17 protein-coding genes are annotated in these 17,681 nt (G+C 56.8%); 14 read left to right on the top strand and 3 right to left on the bottom strand.

The window, feature by feature from the left end; all coding sequences use genetic code 11:
• Positions 1 to 154 precede the first annotated feature (154 nt).
• The 3 genes from PZA18_RS05835 (at position 155) to PZA18_RS05825 (ending at position 4,980) form a co-directional block, all read left to right on the top strand.
• Positions 155 to 1,963, top strand: a complete 1,809-nt coding sequence (locus tag PZA18_RS05835; protein ID WP_284099868.1) for an aminopeptidase P family protein — start codon at positions 155 to 157, stop codon at positions 1,961 to 1,963.
• Between the two features lie 111 nt (positions 1,964 to 2,074).
• A complete protein-coding gene (locus tag PZA18_RS05830) occupies positions 2,075 to 3,940 on the top strand; it encodes an ABC transporter ATP-binding protein (protein WP_284099867.1) in 1,866 nt (621 codons plus the stop codon).
• Between the two features lie 179 nt (positions 3,941 to 4,119).
• Positions 4,120 to 4,980, top strand: a complete 861-nt coding sequence (locus tag PZA18_RS05825) for a DUF2167 domain-containing protein (RefSeq protein WP_284099866.1) — start codon at positions 4,120 to 4,122, stop codon at positions 4,978 to 4,980.
• A 410-nt stretch (positions 4,981 to 5,390) separates the two neighbouring features.
• Here the strand turns inward: PZA18_RS05825 and PZA18_RS05820 are convergent, their stop codons facing one another.
• From PZA18_RS05820 to xseA, 3 genes are all read right to left on the bottom strand, one after another.
• Positions 5,391 to 6,230: a putative signal transducing protein gene (locus PZA18_RS05820; protein ID WP_284099865.1), complete on the bottom strand. Its 840-nt coding sequence runs from the start codon at positions 6,228 to 6,230 to the stop codon at positions 5,391 to 5,393.
• Between the two features lie 210 nt (positions 6,231 to 6,440).
• Entirely contained in the window at positions 6,441 to 7,172 is a 732-nt protein-coding gene (locus PZA18_RS05815) for a carbonic anhydrase family protein (protein WP_284099864.1), read from the bottom strand.
• Between the two features lie 149 nt (positions 7,173 to 7,321).
• Positions 7,322 to 8,713 (bottom strand): exodeoxyribonuclease VII large subunit, encoded by a 1,392-nt coding sequence (gene xseA, locus PZA18_RS05810; RefSeq protein ID WP_308447331.1) that lies wholly within the window; start codon positions 8,711 to 8,713, stop codon positions 7,322 to 7,324.
• 334 nt (positions 8,714 to 9,047) lie between these two features.
• Between xseA and PZA18_RS05805 the strand changes: the two genes are divergently transcribed.
• From PZA18_RS05805 to PZA18_RS05755, 11 genes are all read left to right on the top strand, one after another.
• Positions 9,048 to 9,656 carry a MotA/TolQ/ExbB proton channel family protein gene (locus PZA18_RS05805; protein ID WP_284099863.1) on the top strand — a complete coding sequence of 203 codons (609 nt, stop codon included), beginning with the start codon at positions 9,048 to 9,050 and terminating at the stop codon, positions 9,654 to 9,656.
• Between the two features lie 21 nt (positions 9,657 to 9,677).
• Positions 9,678 to 10,097, top strand: a complete 420-nt coding sequence (locus tag PZA18_RS05800) for an ExbD/TolR family protein (protein ID WP_284099862.1) — start codon at positions 9,678 to 9,680, stop codon at positions 10,095 to 10,097.
• A gap of 9 nt (positions 10,098 to 10,106) precedes the next feature.
• Entirely contained in the window at positions 10,107 to 11,123 is a 1,017-nt protein-coding gene (gene lpxK / locus PZA18_RS05795; RefSeq protein ID WP_284099861.1) for a tetraacyldisaccharide 4'-kinase, read from the top strand.
• Between the two features lie 90 nt (positions 11,124 to 11,213).
• Complete coding sequence (locus PZA18_RS05790; protein WP_284099860.1) at positions 11,214 to 11,399, top strand: Trm112 family protein; 186 nt, start codon at positions 11,214 to 11,216, stop codon at positions 11,397 to 11,399.
• Positions 11,396 to 12,172 carry a 3-deoxy-manno-octulosonate cytidylyltransferase gene (gene kdsB / locus PZA18_RS05785; protein ID WP_284099859.1) on the top strand — a complete coding sequence of 259 codons (777 nt, stop codon included), beginning with the start codon at positions 11,396 to 11,398 and terminating at the stop codon, positions 12,170 to 12,172. Before PZA18_RS05790 ends, kdsB begins: the two co-directional genes overlap by 4 nt.
• Positions 12,173 to 12,227: 55 nt before the next feature.
• The gene (adk, locus tag PZA18_RS05780; RefSeq protein WP_284099858.1) at positions 12,228 to 12,884 is read left to right on the top strand and encodes an adenylate kinase; all 657 of its coding nucleotides are present in this window, start codon (positions 12,228 to 12,230) and stop codon (positions 12,882 to 12,884) included.
• Positions 12,885 to 12,948: 64 nt separating this feature from the next.
• On the top strand, positions 12,949 to 13,566 hold the full coding sequence (gene trhA / locus PZA18_RS05775; protein WP_284099857.1) for a PAQR family membrane homeostasis protein TrhA: 618 nt from the start codon (positions 12,949 to 12,951) through the stop codon (positions 13,564 to 13,566).
• A 7-nt stretch (positions 13,567 to 13,573) separates the two neighbouring features.
• On the top strand, positions 13,574 to 14,176 hold the full coding sequence (locus PZA18_RS05770) for a CDP-alcohol phosphatidyltransferase family protein (RefSeq protein WP_284099856.1): 603 nt from the start codon (positions 13,574 to 13,576) through the stop codon (positions 14,174 to 14,176).
• A 28-nt stretch (positions 14,177 to 14,204) separates the two neighbouring features.
• Positions 14,205 to 15,953, top strand: coding sequence for a bifunctional alpha/beta hydrolase/class I SAM-dependent methyltransferase (locus PZA18_RS05765; RefSeq protein WP_284099855.1), 1,749 nt, complete (start codon positions 14,205 to 14,207; stop codon positions 15,951 to 15,953).
• An 11-nt stretch (positions 15,954 to 15,964) separates the two neighbouring features.
• Complete coding sequence (locus PZA18_RS05760; protein ID WP_284099854.1) at positions 15,965 to 17,281, top strand: phosphatase PAP2/dual specificity phosphatase family protein; 1,317 nt, start codon at positions 15,965 to 15,967, stop codon at positions 17,279 to 17,281.
• The gene (locus PZA18_RS05755; RefSeq protein WP_284099853.1) at positions 17,278 to 17,676 is read left to right on the top strand and encodes a hypothetical protein; all 399 of its coding nucleotides are present in this window, start codon (positions 17,278 to 17,280) and stop codon (positions 17,674 to 17,676) included. Before PZA18_RS05760 ends, PZA18_RS05755 begins: the two co-directional genes overlap by 4 nt.
• Positions 17,677 to 17,681 lie beyond the last annotated feature (5 nt).

The following is a 17,681-nucleotide window of genomic DNA, read 5'->3' as shown; positions in this document are numbered from 1 at the left end:
CACGCCACAGAAAATAGTCGGCAAACGGTCAGAGGCGCAGGCTCTGTTGACGTCTGATTTACAGATCGCATCTCACCGGAAGAGCCGTCAATGGAAGTTGACTCACACGCCTTTGCCAACATTGTCACGACCCAACCCGTACCCCGGAGTCCACATGAACGCCCGAACATCCAACGCCACCATCATCGAACGCATCCGCCAGCTTCGGACGGCCATGCAAGCGCAAGGTATCAGCGCCTGCCTGATCCCGTCTGCCGACCCTCATCTGTCCGAATACCTTCCGGAACGCTGGAAAGGCCGGGTATGGCTGTCGGGCTTTACTGGCTCGGTAGCGACTTTGATTGTTGCCACCGACTTCGCCGGTCTGTGGGTGGATAGCCGTTACTGGGTGCAAGCCGAGGTCGAGCTGGCCGGTACGGGCATCACGCTGATGAAAGTCAACAGTGCATCGGCCGCTCAGCATATTGAGTGGCTGGCCAGCCATGTACCGGCCGGCGGTACCGTAGCCGTTGACGGCAATGTGCTGGGGCTGGCGGTCGCGCGTGACCTGCAGACAGCGCTCACCGCCAAAGGCACCCTGCTACGCACAGATATTGATCTGCTCGAAACAGTATGGGCAGATCGTCCAGGACTACCCACCGCCCCCATTTACGAACACAAAGCCCCTTATGCCACACAGAGTCGGGCCGCAAAGCTGGAGCTGGTCCGTGCGGCGATGAAGGCTGCGGGTGCAGACTGGCATTTCATCTCAACAGTCGATGACATTGCCTGGCTGTTCAATCTGCGTGGCAGCGATGTCAGCTATAACCCCGTGTTCATCGGCCATGCGCTGCTTCACCCTCAAGGTGCAACCTTGTTTGTCGGCGAGGGCAAACTCCCTGCCGATCTGACCCAGACTCTTGCCGCAGAAGGCATCCGCATCGCCCCCTACGCCAGCGCCCACGCTGCACTGGCCACACTACCAGCCGATGCCGGCCTGCTGATTGATCCGCGTCGAATCACGCTTGGCCTGCGCCAGGCGGTGCCGGACGGCATCCGAGTCGTAGAGTTGATCAACCCATCCGTGTTTGCCAAATCCCAGAAGTCCGAGGCAGAAGCCGTACACATCCGTGATGCCATGGAACAGGACGGTGCCGCACTCTGCGAATTTTTCTGCTGGCTCGATGGTGCAATCGGCAAGCAACGCATCACCGAAATCGACATTGATACCCAGATCAATGCAGCACGTGCGCGCCGCCCCAACTTTGTCTGCCCAAGCTTTGCCACCATTGCCGGCTTCAACGGCAACGGCGCCATGCCACACTACCGCGCCACGGAGGAATCGCATGCAGTGATTGAAGGACAAGGTCTGCTGCTGATCGACTCTGGCGGCCAATATCTGGGCGGTACCACCGATATCACCCGCGTCGTGGCGATTGGCGAACCCAGCGCAGCTCAAAAGCGGGACTTCACACTGGTGCTGAAGGGAGTGATCAATCTATCGGTCGCCCGCTTCCCGCGTGGTACCCGCTCGCCCATGCTGGACGCCCTGGCCAGAGCCCCGATCTGGGCAGATGCCGTGGACTACGGACATGGCACGGGTCATGGCGTCGGTTACTTCCTGAATGTACATGAAGGCCCGCAAAGCATTGCCGCGACGGCCATGCCGCTGCCGCAGACGGCGATGGAACCGGGCATGATCACCTCGATCGAGCCGGGCATTTATCGGCTGAATCAGTGGGGCGTCCGCATCGAAAATCTGGTGCTCAACCGTGTCGCCACGCAAAGTGAATTCGGTGAATTCCTCGAATTCGAAACACTGACCCTGTGCCCGATCGACACCCGTTGCATGGATCTCTCCCTGTTGCGGGCTGACGAAATTGCCTGGATCAATGACTACCACGCCACCGTACGTCGTCGCCTGAGCCCCCATGTGGCGGGTGAAGCCAAACGCTGGCTGGAAATTCGTACCGAACCGATCTGAACCTTGCAGAAATCGGCGATACTAAGAAAGGCAGGCTGTTAAAGCCTGCCTTTTTCTTTGTCCGGGTCATCCGGATACGCTCTTTAACCATAAAAACGAGAAGGAAAAACCATGTTTCGCTGGTTTGAAACCCGTATCAACCCTTACCCCGATGCCGCACCGGCACAACTTCCCAAGGGGTTCTTCCCCTTTATATGGGCCTGCACCCAAGGCCTACGTCCTCTCATCTTCAGTGTCATTCTCCTGACCGCCCTTTGCGGCGCCTTTGAAGCCATCCTGTTTTCCATGCTGGGTTCGGTGGTGGACTGGCTCAGTCAGGTCGCCCCCAATCAGCTCTGGGCCAAGCAAAAGGAAAACCTGCTGCTACTGGGGGGCATTCTGCTGGCCAGCCCACTGCTGATTGCCCTGCAAGCCATGTGCAAATATCAGGGCCTGCAAGGTAACTTCCCGATGCGGTTGCGCTGGAATTTTCATCGCCACCTGCTTGGGCAAAGCATGGGCTTTTATCAGGACGAGTTTGCCGGCCGGGTCGCTGCCAAGGTCATGCAAACCGCACTGGCCGTACGCGAAACCGTGCTGATCATCGCCGATATCATGGTGTTTGTAGTCATCTACTTCATTACCATGGTTGCCGTTGTCGGTCATTTCGATCTGGTCCTGCTGCTACCCTTTCTGGGGTGGCTGGCCGCCTACATCGGGGCGCTCTGCTTCTTCGTGCCTCGTCTTGGCAAGATTGCCGCACAGCAGGCTGATGCCCGCAGTCTGATGACCGGCCGCATCACCGACGCCTATACCAATATCGCCACCGTCAAACTGTTTGCCCACACTCAGCGTGAAGCACAGTACGCCAAAAGCGCGATGCAGGAATTCATGCAGACCGCGTACGGACAGATGCGACTGGTATCCGGCTTCGACGTCGTCAACCACTGTCTGAGCATGTTATTGATCGGCAGCACCGCCGGCGCCACGCTATGGCTGTGGATGAATGGCCAGGTTGGCGTTGGTGCCGTCGCGGCCGCCACCGCCATGGCTTTGCGACTGAATGGCATCTCTCATTGGATCATGTGGGAAATGGCCAGTCTGTTCGAGAACATCGGTACCGTACAGGACGGCATGGCCACGCTATCACGCCCCGTGACCATCAACGACCAGCCGGATGCCCAACCTTTGCAGGTTCGCCAAGGCGAGATCCGCTTCGAAGATGTCAGCTTCGCCTACGGCAACAAAGCCGTGATTGAGCATCTCAATCTAGTCATCCGCCCCGGCGAAAAGGTCGGGCTGGTAGGCCGCTCGGGTGCGGGAAAAAGTACCCTGACCAATCTGCTGCTGCGCTTCTACGACATTCAGCAAGGCCGGATTATGGTGGATGGTCAGAATATTGCCGAAGTCAGCCAGGACAGCCTGCGCCACCAGATCGGCATGGTGACTCAGGACACCAGCCTGCTGCATCGGTCGGTACGTGACAACCTGCTATACGGCCGGCCCGATGCCAGCGAGGAAAGCATGCTGGCTGCCGCCCGCCAGGCAGAGGCACATGAATTCATCCTCAGCCTGACCGACCCCAAAGGCCGCATCGGCTACGATGCCCACGTCGGAGAACGTGGCGTCAAGCTCAGTGGCGGCCAGCGTCAGCGCATCGCTATCGCCAGGGTCATGCTCAAGGATGCTCCGATCCTGCTGCTGGACGAAGCAACCAGCGCACTAGACAGCGAAGTGGAAGCTGCCATTCAGGGGAGCCTTTATCGATTGATGGAGGGCAAAACCGTGGTCGCCATCGCCCACCGCCTCTCCACCATTGCCGCCATGGACCGGCTCATCGTGATGGACCAGGGACGGATTGTCGAACAAGGCAGTCATGCCGAGCTACTGGCGCAGAACGGTATCTACGCCCGCCTGTGGGCGCATCAGAGTGGCGGATTTTTGGGCGAAGAAGTGGACGATGAAAACCTTGCAGTCACTCAAACCGAAATCGCGTGAATCGTATCGTCGGCACGTATGAGCCGTTCTGATTGATTTGTACCCAACGTCAGTAATATCCACCCCAAAGCCCTTTCCGACGAAAGGGCTTTTCTTTGTATTTCAATAAGACAAAAATTCGCCCCCCGCTTCAATTTTCCAATACCAACCAATAACTTACCAAAACACAGAGACCATTAATGATTGTTAACGCTTTACGTAGCCTGATACTTGCGCTCCCCTTAATTGTGATCAATGCAAACGCCGAAGAGCCAACTTCTTTGGCCAACACTCCTCTTACCAGCGGACCGAGTGACGTTCCCTTCCTCAATCAGGCGGTCCTGAAACTACCGTCTGGGTATGCCTTCATGGACAAGGAGCATGGGGCAAAATTGATGCGGCAAGTGGGCAACTCTGTCAACGACAGTACATTTCTCGGCTTGATCATGCCTGAACAGAGTGGCAAGAATTGGTTTGTGGTAGCGGAATACGAACCCTCAGGTTACATCAAGGACGACGATGCCAAGGACTGGGATGCCGATGACTTGCTAAAGAGTCTACGGGAGGGTACTGAAGCCGGTAACAAAGAACGGCGCGCCCGCAACATTCCTGAGTTTGATGTCACCGGCTGGCTGGAAAAGCCCAACTATCAATCAAGCAATCATCGTCTGGTTTGGGCGGCCCTGACCAAGGAAAAGAATGCTGCGGCCAACCAAGGATTAGGCGTGAACTACAACACTTATGCCCTTGGCAGGGAAGGCTATATCAGCCTCAATCTGGTCACTGAAGCCAGCTCGGTCGAAACCGACAAGGCCGCTGCCAAAGAATTGCTTTCGGCCTTACAGTTCAATAATGGAAAACGATACGAGGACTTCAACTCTTCCACCGATCATGTAGCGGAATACGGCTTGGCTGCACTGGTTGCGGGTGTCGCTGCCAAAAAGCTCGGCTTTCTGGCAATGATTGGCGTGTTCTTTACCAAGTTTTTCAAGATCATCGCCGTAGCGGCAATTGGATTAGTCGCTGGTATCAAGCGGCTCTTCAATCGTTCGAGCGACTAACCGCCACCCAACAAATCATATCTTGGGTCTGCCGACCGGCAGGCCCAGTCAAACCCTAAACACCCCAGCCATACTCGCCAGAAGAGACATTGCCCGTGGGAAGATCGCCTCACTGCCAATACCACATACCTACCCAGCCATTGACCTAACGTACCGGTACTACGAATGCGATGTGCCCGGAAGCAGTCAAGTCGAGAGAAACATCTGGCCCAAGACTCGATTAATTAAAACGCTAAGACGCTAAATCTGATCGCTCGGAATCTGTGGACTGGTGCGGTGGCAATAAAAATAATCCCCCCACAGAAACAAAAATACGCGCGGATCAACCGCAAAATCTGCATTTCTTTCGATAGATTCAGGCACCTGGCACCGTTCCGCACTACCTGTTAGCGCCACACGCTAAATCGGCTTTAGACCAGCAACTGGTGTTTGCACATATCCAGACAGTAATACACGCCAAACAATCCAATCAGCAGTTGCTGGAAGGATAAGAGGCCGAAATTGCCGCTGGCGAGCATAAATCCTGAAATGGCCACGCTACCCATAAAGGTGGGTAGTGCGGCTTTGCTGGACTTAAGCAAAAACACACTGGCAATCAGTAACAAAAAGGGATGAAAAATATACAAAAAAACCATCCCGTCAGATGCTTCCTGAACACTTGGCCCCCTGCCCATGCTGGTTTTACCGAGCAGCCAGATCAGCTCGCTCAGCAGCATTGCGCCCGAAAAAGGTAAAAGGACCCAACCTAAGGCAGGTCTTCCCCATACCAGACCAATTCTGGAAGCGGACTCTTGTGGCGTAGCCTCCAGGCTGGCGCTATCGACCGGTTCGTCAATGAATTCAGCCGCCAGCAGTTTGCGTGCTACATCGGCATAAGCTTCGGGGACCAATAATCGCGTACCGCCTGTCGCGACAGAATACAGCTGCAGCTGGTTCATGTTGTCGTCGCCGAGCCGACAGGGGATATCGGCTGAATCAAGAATACCCAAGCGCAGTTGTGCATCAAAACTACTTAAGTGTCTTTCGACACACACCCAGCCTGTGACTACGTCCCCAAACTCGTTTGGGATTTCAGGCTTTTCCGCACCGACGTCCTCACTTACCACCTGAGGCAATTCAGCCTGCCGTTGTCGCAATATGGCTTCAGCCATTTCGCGCGCCTGATCAGTCAAGCCGCCCCCGGCGTATCGTCGGGAGAGTTCTTCGGTCGTCATGTTCGCCAAACGCTGATATAGCTCTGACTGTTCCACATCAGACTCCTTTCCAAGCCCAGGCAGTGTTGACTGCCAGGCTGCAAGTCCAAATCCGACGAAATGCGATCCAGAAATAAAATGTCAACTGTGCCCAGCCATGATGCAAATGGCGCCGGCAGACGATTTCGCATCATCCAGCCAGCGCCATTTGCCGAGACGGTAAAAGCAATCTTGCCTTACGCAGCGTTACTGTCGTGCAAGGATTGTTTAATACCAGGTCACCTTGCCATTACTGGTGTCATACAAGGCGCCAACAATCTTGATCTGGCCGGCAGCTTCCATGTCCTTCAGGATCTGGCTCTTGTCACGGATAGTTTGCACCACCATTTTTACATTGGACTCGGTAACGGCATGTACGAATCCATGATTCTTGGAATTGCGTTCACCCGTGGTCTTGGTTGCCTCGACGGCCGGCTTGAGCTTATCCAGCAAGGTGGTCAGATTACCCATCTTAACGTCGTCACACGCGCCCTTGATGGCACCACAGCTGGTATGCCCCAGCACCACTACCAAACGTGAGCCGGCAACTTTAGCGGCATATTCCAGACTACCCAGGATGTCTTCATTTACCGTGTTACCAGCCACCCGCGCCGTGAAGATGTCACCGACGCTCTGATCAAACACCACTTCCGGCGCAGCACGCGAGTCGATACAGCCGACCACGCTGGCATAAGGGAACTGGCCCAGCGCCGTCTGGGTAACCATCTTCTTCAGATCGCGGCGCAAGGGCTTGCCTGCAACAAAACGCGCATTACCGGCTTTGAGAATATCCAATGCGCTATCCGGGGTGATACTGGCTTGCACGGACTGGGTCAACGTCGCGCCAGGGGTGTAAGGCTTGGCTTCGACTTTGCCAGCTGGAGCATTGTCTGCCAGCGCAGGAAGTGACAGTGCGGCAAGGCTGAGCAAAACGGAAAGAGGCAAGCGACGATTCATCATGATTCTTCCTTGTTCAGGTAGGTTGAAAATCGCAGATCTTATCCGGGTAGCGAGTCTGAAAAACCCCTCACCTCGCCGCCAGGATGAATGGTTAGGCAAAAATTAGCCGGTGCTTAGCCGGTTTGCTCAAAAACTATAAACATTCCTTCCTAGATATCCAGTTCGCCTTGCGGACCGGGGGCACTGGTTACTGCTGCGGCAGCGCTGCCGTCAGCAAAGTGCAGCCGTATGGACTGCCCTCGGTGCAGGGTCGCGGCCTGTTTGATCAGTTCCCCGCGCGCAGTTTCAACCCTTGCATAGCCACGACTCAACACTGCATCCGGGTTCAACGCCTGTAGCTGCGATGACAAGACTTCCAGTGCGCCAAGCCGTCGCTGCAGTCCGGCATTGGCGGCCGTGCGCAGCCGACTCGCCAGACCCTGCAGGTGCCGTCGCAGATTCACCGCATCGGGCCGAACGTGTCGATACCGCCCGGACACCAACGTTAACGCAGCCCGACGTCGCTCCAATTGTCTTGACGACGCCATCTGCAATCTACGCGCCAGGTCTTCCATCATTCGGCGTTGCCGGGCAATTCGCTCCCCAGGATGCAACAGACGGCGTGCAGCAAAGTCCAGGCGCTGAGAACGCAACATCCATTGCCGTGACCATTCACGCCGTAACCGCATGGCCAAGCCATCCAATTGAAACCGCAAATCTGCACGGCTTGGGCTTGCCAGCTCTGCCGCAGCGGTCGGCGTCGGGGCGCGGACATCCGCCACGAAGTCTGCAATGGTGAAATCTGTCTCGTGCCCAACTCCGCTGATAACCGGAATCAAGGAGCCCGCAATGGCACGTGCAACGGCTTCGTCATTGAAAGCCCAAAGATCCTCAATGCTGCCGCCGCCACGACAGACGATCAGCAGATCTACCTCGGCGCGGCGATTGGCCGTAGAAAGTGCGGCCACAATCTGGGCCGGCGCAGCATCGCCTTGCACCTGGGTTGGATAAATAACAATTTGCACGGCGGGATTACGTCGGCGCATGGTCGTCAGTACATCGCGCAAAGCCGCAGCCGCCGGTGACGTAACAATGCCGATCGTACGTGGCATGGCGGGCATCTGACGCTTACGCGCCGCATCAAACAGACCCTCAGCGCTCAGCTTGGATTTGAGTCGCTCGAATGCTTCGTACAAGGCCCCCAGCCCCGCCAGACGTATCGTCTCGACCCCCAGTTGAAAGTCGCCTCTGGCCTCGTAAAGCGTTGTAACCGCACGCACTTCTACCTGCAGCCCTTCTTTCGGGCGAAACGGCAGCAGGGCGGCGCGCTGCCGGAACATGACACACCGTACCTGAGCCGTTGCGTCCTTCAATGAGAAGTAACAATGGCCCGATGCTGCAATCGTCAGATTAGAAATTTCCCCTGCGACCCACAGCACTGGCAGCCCGCCTTCGAGCATTTCCCGTACCGTTCGGTTTAACTGACTGACTGTCAGAACAGGGCTGGAACGAGCCTCCGCAACTTTGGCAAGGCTTGACAAACGATCAGTATCGAAACTCACAGCTTCACTTCATCCACATGGAGACCTTGGTTTTGTCAATCTGGCTGTAACATTCAACTTCAGCAGAGCCAAGACACGCAAAACAACATAACCAATTGATTATTAACATATTTAATAAAAGCCTAAATTCTAGGCAAGCCAAGCCCCACCTAGTTGGCACAGGCATTTAGCGCAGTTTTCACAAACTGACCCACAAAGTTATCCACAGAAAATGTGGGTAACCTTAAAAGGGCGCCAAATCTGGATCCTGGTCCGCCATGATGACCGTCGCTTGCCGTTATCATAACGACTCGCTAAAGTTACGCGATTTGCCCACAACGCTTCAGGAACCCCCATGTTGGAAATGATCAAAGCGGCAGGCTGGCCGATTTACCCGATTATTCTCGCTTCGATCGTTGCGATGACCATCATCATCGAGCGCTTTTTGTCCCTGAGAAAGTCACTGGTCATCCCCGATGGCCTGCTGGCACTGGCCGTGCAGGATTATCGCAAACATGGCGTCAATGCCGAGATGCTGAACCGCCTTTCCGCAAATTCCCCGCTGGGCCGCGTGTTTGCTGCCGGTCTGAAAAACGTCAACAGCTCGCGTGAGATCATGAAAGAGTCGATCGAAGAAGCAGGCAGAGCCGTTGCACATGAATTGGAACGTTTCCTGACCACGTTGGGCACCGTTGCCACCGCCGCACCGTTGCTGGGCCTGCTGGGCACCGTTATCGGCATGATCGAGATCTTCGGAGCGCAAAGCGCTGCGGGTGGCAGTAATCCTGCGGTTCTCGCTCACGGTATCTCGGTTGCCCTGTATAACACGGCGCTGGGCATTATCGTGGCAGTTCCCAGCTTGGTGTTCTACCGTCACTTCCGTGGCAAGGTCGATGCCTTTCTGGTTGAGATGGAGCAACAGGCCGTCAAGCTGGTCGAAGTGGTACATGGTGACCGCAACTAAGTCAGGCAAAGGATACCAACCATGAATTTCCGCCGCGGCCGCACTCGGGAGGAGCCCGAGATCAATTTCATCCCCTTGATCGACTTGATGTTGGTGATCCTCATCTTTCTGATGGCCACCACCACCTACTCGAAATTTGCTGAGCTGAAGATCAACCTGCCCTCTGCAGATGCTGAAAAGACCGCGCAGAGAGCGAGTGAGATTCAAGTTGCAGTGACATCGGGCGGTCGCTACGCGATCAACGGTCAGCTGGTGAACTTCACCACCATTGACGATCTGGCTGACTCTTTGCGCAAGGCCTCCAGCAGTGCGGATTCAACCATTGTCGTCAATGCCGATGGCGGGGCAAGCCATCAGGCCGTGGTGAATGTGATGGAAGCGGCAAGACAAGCAGGTCTTGGTCGGCTGACATTTGCAACGCAGACCGCAACCAGTCACTGACCTACCTACATGGCCTTACAAATCGCGGCGCTCTGGCAGCGCCGCAATTTTTTTCTACTGCCTTTACTCCCGGTGGCGGTGCTGTTCCGGTTGTTGGCGGCGCTACGTGCAACCTTGTACAAACAGGGTTGGCTCAAGCGTCAACGGCTGCCGGTTCCAGTGGTGGTGGTAGGAAACATCAGTGTTGGCGGCACAGGCAAGACCCCCCTGACGCTGTATCTTGCCCAACAACTCTGCTTGGCAGGTTTTCGGCCCGGCATCATCAGTCGCGGTTACGGCGGCAATGCCCTTAATCCTCAACAGGTCCAGCAGGATGATCCCGCCAGCCTGGTCGGGGACGAACCGTTACTGTTGGCACGCCGGGCGGGCTGCCCGGTTTTTATCGGCCGACTCCGCCATCAGGCCGGGCTGGCCTTGCTCACACAGTATCCTGAATGCAATGTGATTCTGTGCGACGACGGCCTCCAGCATTACCAGCTCGAACGTGATATCGAAATTGCAGTGATTGACGGTCAGCGAGGTCTGGGCAACGGTTGGCCACTGCCCGCTGGGTCACTGCGCGAACCACCCAGTCGTCTGAGCCAGGTCGATGCGGTCATTGTCAACGGTGAACTCAAGCAGACCATCCCGCCACATCCCAGCCGCTTTCAAATGTCACTGGATGCCAACCAGGCTTATCAGCTGATAAACCCAGCCAATAAACAGCCGCTGGCGGCATTTTCAGGCCAGAACGTAGCGGCCCTTGCGGGTATTGGGCATCCACCGCGCTTCTTTTTCGTGCTGGAACAGGCAGGAATGCTGGTCGACCCCCATCCATTTCCTGACCATCATGCCTACACCGCTGACGAGCTGACAGCGATTAAAGCCGGCACCTTATTGGTCACCGAGAAAGACGCAGTGAAACTTGCACCGTTCAACGATGCTAGAATCTGGGTCGTTCCCGTTTCTGCCCGACTGGCACCAGATCTTGCTGCCTGGCTGGTAGATCGCCTCGAGTCGTCGGCCAAGCCAACAGCTGCTCGCTGAGGCTGAACCGGCCAATACAGCATGGCATGACGGTTGATGCCCCCCGTACCTTGGTCGGGGCTTTCTTAACTCCCCACCCTCTACACCCGCATGGATAACAAGCTGCTTGAAATTCTGGTCTGCCCGCTATGCAAGGGACCGCTCGTCTATCGCAAACCCCAACAGGAACTGATCTGCCGGGGCGATCGCTTGGCATTTCCGATCAAGGACGGAATCCCGGTCATGCTGGAATCCGATGCCCGCGAGCTTGATCCGACAGAGGAAATTCCCAAGTGAGTGCAGGTTTTTGCGTGTTGATCCCAGCACGACTCAAATCAACCCGGCTGGCGGATAAGGCTCTCGCAGACATTGGAGGCAAACCCATGGTCGTGCGCGTTGCCGAGCGAGCCGCACGAGCCGGTGCAGAACGAGTCTGCGTGGCCACTGATCACCCCAGCATCCTGCAAGCAGTGCAAATCGCAGGTTTTGACGCCGTCATGACCAGCGAACATCACAGCTCTGGCACCGAACGTCTGGCAGAAGCCGCCGACCAGCTGGGCCTTGGTGATGACGCCGTCGTCGTCAACGTGCAAGGAGATGAGCCACTGATTGAGCCCGCACTGATTAGCCAGGTTGCAACACTGTTGCAGCAAGACAACAATCTGCAAATGGCAACTGCTTGCCATGCCTTATCTACAGCAGCGGAAATGTTCAACCCCAATGTCGTCAAGGTCGTGCTTGACCACGCTGGCCGGGCACTCTACTTTAGCCGGGCACCCATCCCTTACGCTCGGGACGCTTTTGCACAAACTCGCGAAGTATTGCCGGATAAGCTACCGGTTTATCGGCATATCGGGCTTTATGGCTATCGCGCCGGCTTTTTACGTATTTACCGTGATCTTTCGCCCTGTGCCCTCGAAAACTACGAGGCACTGGAGCAGCTGCGGGTACTCTGGCATGGTTACCAAATTGGCGTTGCCATTGCCCCCCAGGCACCTGCTGCTGGCGTAGATACGGCTGAAGACCTGGAGCGAGTGCGTCAACTGTGGGCACAGACCGACCCGCAGTGATGCATCGCCTGATTTGATTTTTGGACTTTTACTTCTCACTTTTTGGGAACCGCCCATGAAACTCATCCTCCTCGGCGCGCCCGGCGCCGGCAAAGGCACCCAGGCCACTTTCATCAAGGAAAAGTACGGCATTCCGCAAATCTCGACGGGCGATATGCTGCGTGCAGCCGTCAAAGCTGGCACGCCGCTGGGCCTGGAAGCCAAAGTCATCATGGACGCCGGCAAGCTGATGCCGGACGACATTATCATTGGCTTGGTCAAAGAGCGTATTGCACAGGACGACTGCAAGAATGGTTTTCTGTTCGATGGCTTCCCACGCACGATTCCGCAGGCCGATGCATTGAAGACAGCAGGGGTCGATATCGACTATGTCGTCGAAATTGACGTGCCGGATGAAGCGATTCTGGAACGCATGGCCGGTCGTCGCTTTCATATGGCGTCAGGTCGCAGCTACCACATCAAGTTCAACCCGCCCAAGGTTGAAGGCAAGGATGATGTAACTGGCGAAGATCTGGTTCAGCGTGACGACGATCAGGAAGAGACCGTCAAGAAACGCCTGGCGGTCTACCACGATCAAACCAAAGTGCTGGTTGGCTACTACTCGCAACTGGCTGCCAGTGGCGATACCCGCGCCCCCAAGTACGTGAAGATTGCCGGGGTTGGCGCCGTGGAGTTGATACGGGACAAAGTTTTTGAGGCGCTAGGCGCCTAAGCTGGCAAAACAGGCGGGGAATTCCCCGCCTTTTTTTATGTTCTCCCATATCGCGAGCCAGCTTATGTATTACACCGAACGCTTCAACGGCATCTCCCATCTGGTTGGAACCCTACTGGCGATCGTTGGGCTGGTGATTCTGGTTACTCTGGCCAGTATGCAGGGAGACCCCTGGAAGGTTGTTGGCTTCAGCGTTTACGGTGCCACACTGGTCTTGTTGTATGGGGTTTCGACGCTGTATCACAGCGTCAGGGGCCGAGCCAAAGCGGTTTTCCAGAAGCTTGATCATTCGGCGATCTACCTGCTGATTGCCGGTAGCTATACCCCGTTTACGCTGGTGACATTGCGGGGCGTCTGGGGTTGGACCTTATTTGGACTGGTATGGGGTCTGGCCGTGTTCGGCATCGTACAAGAGCTGACACTGGGTCGAAAAACCCGCCTGCTGTCGATGATCCTCTATGTGCTGATGGGATGGCTGGCACTGATCGCCATCAAGCCCCTGGTTCTTGCCCTTCCCTGGGCAGGGCTGGCTTGGCTGGGTGGTGGCGGTCTTATTTACAGCGCCGGTATCTACTTCTTTTTAAACGATGAGCGGATCAAGCATGGACATGGCATCTGGCATTTGTTCGTACTTGGGGGCAGTGTGTGCCAGTATTTCAGTGTCCTGTTCTATGTCGCCTGACTGGAAAATGTCGCTCTACACCCTCAAACCACGCTTTCAGGCGCTTTTGCGTCCCCTCGTCAATGGTCTGGTCAAGTTGGGAATCACGGCCAATCAAGTCACGATTTTTGCCTGCGTCATCTCGGTGGTCCTTGGCTTGGCCGCAACCTGGCAACCTGGCCGTCCCTTGTGGTTTCTGCTCATCCCGGTCTGGATGTTCCTGCGAATGGCCCTGAACGCCATTGATGGCATGCTGGCCCGCGAGTTTGGCCAGAAGTCCCCACTTGGCGCTTACCTGAACGAGCTATGTGATGTTGTCTCGGATGCGGCGCTTTATCTGCCCTTTGCTTTTGTCGCACCGTTTTCACCGTTGTCGGTGGCGTTAGTGATCTTTCTGGCCAGTCTGTCGGAATACGCTGGCGTGCTGGGTCTGATGGTGGGGGCGAGCCGCCGTTACGATGGGCCTTCCGGCAAGAGTGACCGTGCGTTTCTGTTTGGTGCGCTAGCCCTTTGGGTTGGCTTGGGCTTGCCGCGCCCAGGCTGGCTCTACTGGCTGATGCCCGGCTTGGCGCTTTTGCTGCTGCTGACAACGATTCAACGTGTGCGCCAAGGGCTGGCCGAGATACGATAGTTTCTGCCTATCACAACCGGGAGTCCGTATGCGATTGCAGCAAGAACTGCGCTTTACCACGCACGATGGCACGGATTTGTTCTATCGCCATTGGCCGGCTCAAACCAGCACACCACGCGGCGCGATTGTGCTCTTCCATCGCGGCCATGAGCACTCGGCCAGGATGGCGCATCTGGTTGACGAACTGAATCTGCCGGACTTTGCCTTTTTTGCCTGGGATGCCCGAGGCCACGGCAATTCGCCGGGCCAGCGCGGCTATAGCCCCAGTTTTGGTGCCTCAGTGCGTGACGTTCAGTGCTTTGTTGACCACATCGGCAACCAACACGGTATTGCGACGGAGAATATCGCTGTCGTCGCCCAGAGCGTCGGGGCTGTGCTGGTATCGACCTGGCTGCACGACTTTGCGCCCAAAATACGTTGTGCCGTGCTGGCCTCACCGGCATTCAAAGTCAAACTGTATGTTCCATTTGCCCGGCCGGGACTCAAATTGATGCATGCCTTGCGTGGACTGTTTTTCGTCAACAGCTACGTCAAGGCTCAATTCCTCACCCACGACCCGGAGCGCATTGCCAGTTACAACAGCGACCCACAAATTACTCGTCCGATTGCGGTAAATATCCTGCTCGCTTTGTACGAGGCCGCCGAACGAATCGTTGCGGATGCCCAAGCCATCACCACCCCGATCCAGTTGCTGATTTCTGGGGCGGATTGGGTGGTCCATCACGGCCCGCAGCACGCGTTCTTTGACCGGCTCAGCTCGCCAGTCAAAGAAAAGCATGTACTGGAAGGGTTTTATCATGACACGCTGGGTGAAAAAGACCGGCACATTGCCGTCGATCTGGCACGCAAGTTCCTGCTGGCGAGGTTCGATGCAGCGCCAGTACGTACGGACCTTAGCCAGTCGCATCTGCAAGGCTGGAGCAAACAGGAGTCGGATGCGCTGGCCAAGCCGCTGTCACCAGCCTCTCTACGTGGTCAATATTGGGCCATCACCCGCTTCAGCCTGAAACTGGGCGGCGCACTGTCTGAGGGCATCAAACTCGGGCACGCCACGGGGTTTGATTCAGGCAGCACACTCGACTACGTCTACCGCAATCAGCCAACCGGTGTCACGCCGCTAGGCAAGCTGGTCGATTGGTTTTATCTGAACTCAATCGGTTGGCGGGGCATCCGTCAGCGCAAGCTGCATGTGGAGGAACTGTTACGTCTCGCCTTTGAACGCGTACAGGCGGATGGCCTGCCAGTGCGGGTCATGGATATTGCTGCGGGTCACGGCCGCTACGTGCTCGAAGCCATAGAGGCTGCGCCGATCAAGCCCGAAAGCGTCCTGCTGCGTGACTATAGCGATATCAATGTCCGAGATGGTACGGCCCTGATTGCTGCGAAGGGCATGAGCAACTTTGCCCGCTTCGAGAAGGGCGACGCATTCGATGCGGACAGCCTCGCAGCAGTACAACCTGCTCCCACCGTTGCCGTCGTTTCAGGCCTGTATGAGCTTTTCCCCGATAACGCCATGCTGGAAAGCTCGCTGGCAGGGCTGGCCAAAGCCGTACCAATCGGCGGTTACCTGATTTATACCGGCCAACCCTGGCATCCACAGTTGGAGCTGATCGCCCGAGCATTGACCAGCCATCGCGGTGGCGAAGCCTGGGTGATGCGTCGTCGCAGTCAGGGAGAAATGGATCAACTGGTGGAGCGGGCCGGTTTTCGCAAATGCGAACAACGCATCGATCAATGGGGAATCTTCTCGGTTGGTCTGGCGCAACGGATTGCTTGATGCAGGCCGGTGTGAGTTTGCCCTCTGAATCTTGGCCCTGGCGGCGTGGTCTGTTATGGCTATGTCTGCTGGGACCATTTTTCTATTTGAGCTATGGCGGTGCCAACTGGCTGGCCAGCCAGCGTACCAACGTCCCATCCGTCATGTTCGATTGGGAACGCCAGATTCCATTTCTGGCGTGGACTATCCTGCCTTACTGGACCGAGAACCTGTTCTACGCTGGATCACTGCTCAGCTGCCGTGACCGGCAGGAGGTGGACAATCTGGGTCGTCGCTTGCTTACTGCACAACTGGTCGCTGTTAGCTGCTTTCTGCTATTTCCTTTGGCTTACAGCCAGCAGCACCCACCCGTATCCGGCTGGCCAGCGTTCTTTTTCGAAGCGCTCGAAAGCTTCGACAAGCCCTTCAATCAGGCGCCCTCGCTGCATGTGGCTCTCGCGGTCATCCTCTGGCACCACTACCGCAGCCGGCTGACGCGCTGGCTGCAGTGGCCTCTGCTAGCTTGGTTTGTGCTGATCGCCAGCTCGGTGCTGACCACCTGGCAGCACCACTTCATTGATATTCCAACCGGCGCGCTACTGGGTTGGTTCTGCCTCTGGCTCTGGCCGGATTCTGGCCACAGCCCTTGGCAGCAAAGAGCCACCGGCAGTGCAGGCCAACGCCACCAGCTTGCAGCGCTTTACCTGCTTGGCGCCTGTGTTTTCGCGGCCCTGGCGACCCACCAGACAGGATGGGGCTGGTGGCTACTCTGGCCCGCGCTATCGCTGCTGCTGGTAGCAGGGAATTACTTGTGGATGGGTGCCAATGGCTTTCAGAAGGCCGACAATGGCCGGATGAGTCTGGCCGCACGCTGGCTCTTTGCCCCCTATCTCCTTGGCGCCTGGATCAATGCGCGACTGTGGACCCGCCGGCGGCCCCATGCCGACCTGGTCGCCGATGGTGTCTGGTTGGGACGGATTCCTGACCAGCAGGAACTGGCTCAGGCCCCTTACCGGGAAGTGATCGACCTGTGTGCCGAATTGCCGGCGGCTGCCGGCGAAGTGACCGTTACCAGTCTGCCGACACTTGATCTGATTCCACCCACCCCCTTGCTGCTGGCACACGCTGCCGAGGCCATCGAAGCCGCCCAATCACGCGGCCCGGTGCTCGTCTGCTGCGCACTCGGTTATTCGCGAAGCGCTGCGGCGATCTGCACATGGTTGCTGCGCAGTGGCCGGGCATCCGATATTGACGCGGCCACCCGGATGCTACGTACCGCCCGGCCCGTAGTGCTAAGACCGGCGCATCTCAACGCCATCGCGACCGCTGCCAAGCTGGAGATCTCATGAACACCGAATCCCTGTTAGCCTCGCGCCTGCTCGCTGCCACCAGCCCCCTGGACATCGCCGGCGCTGCCCTGTTGTTAGGAGCCTGCCTTGCCGCCATCGCCTTACCGGAGCCGAAGTGTGTGCTATTGTCCGGCGCCAGCCTGGGCGCTGGCCTCTATGGCAGCTACCTGAGTTTCCGCCTACGCCTTGATGCCGCGCTGTTTCTGGATTTCTCGGATGGGCGGCTGGCAAGCTGGGACCATTTTGACCTGGCCCGTCAGGCCATCGGTCTGGCCGACACCATCGAGCCGCGCACAACCACTGAGCGTGCAGAAGGGGCCGTAAAACTGCTGAAAATCCGCATCATTGCGCTCGCCGCCCAGGCTGCATTAGTCCTGGCGGCCTGCGGTTTATAGGAGAA

It is taken from the genome of Parachitinimonas caeni (genome assembly GCF_030129945.1).
Lineage (GTDB): Bacteria > Pseudomonadota > Gammaproteobacteria > Burkholderiales > Chitinimonadaceae > Parachitinimonas > Parachitinimonas caeni.
The sequence above is the reverse complement of the archived record's forward strand: the minus strand, read 5'-3'. Positions and strand labels throughout refer to the sequence as shown.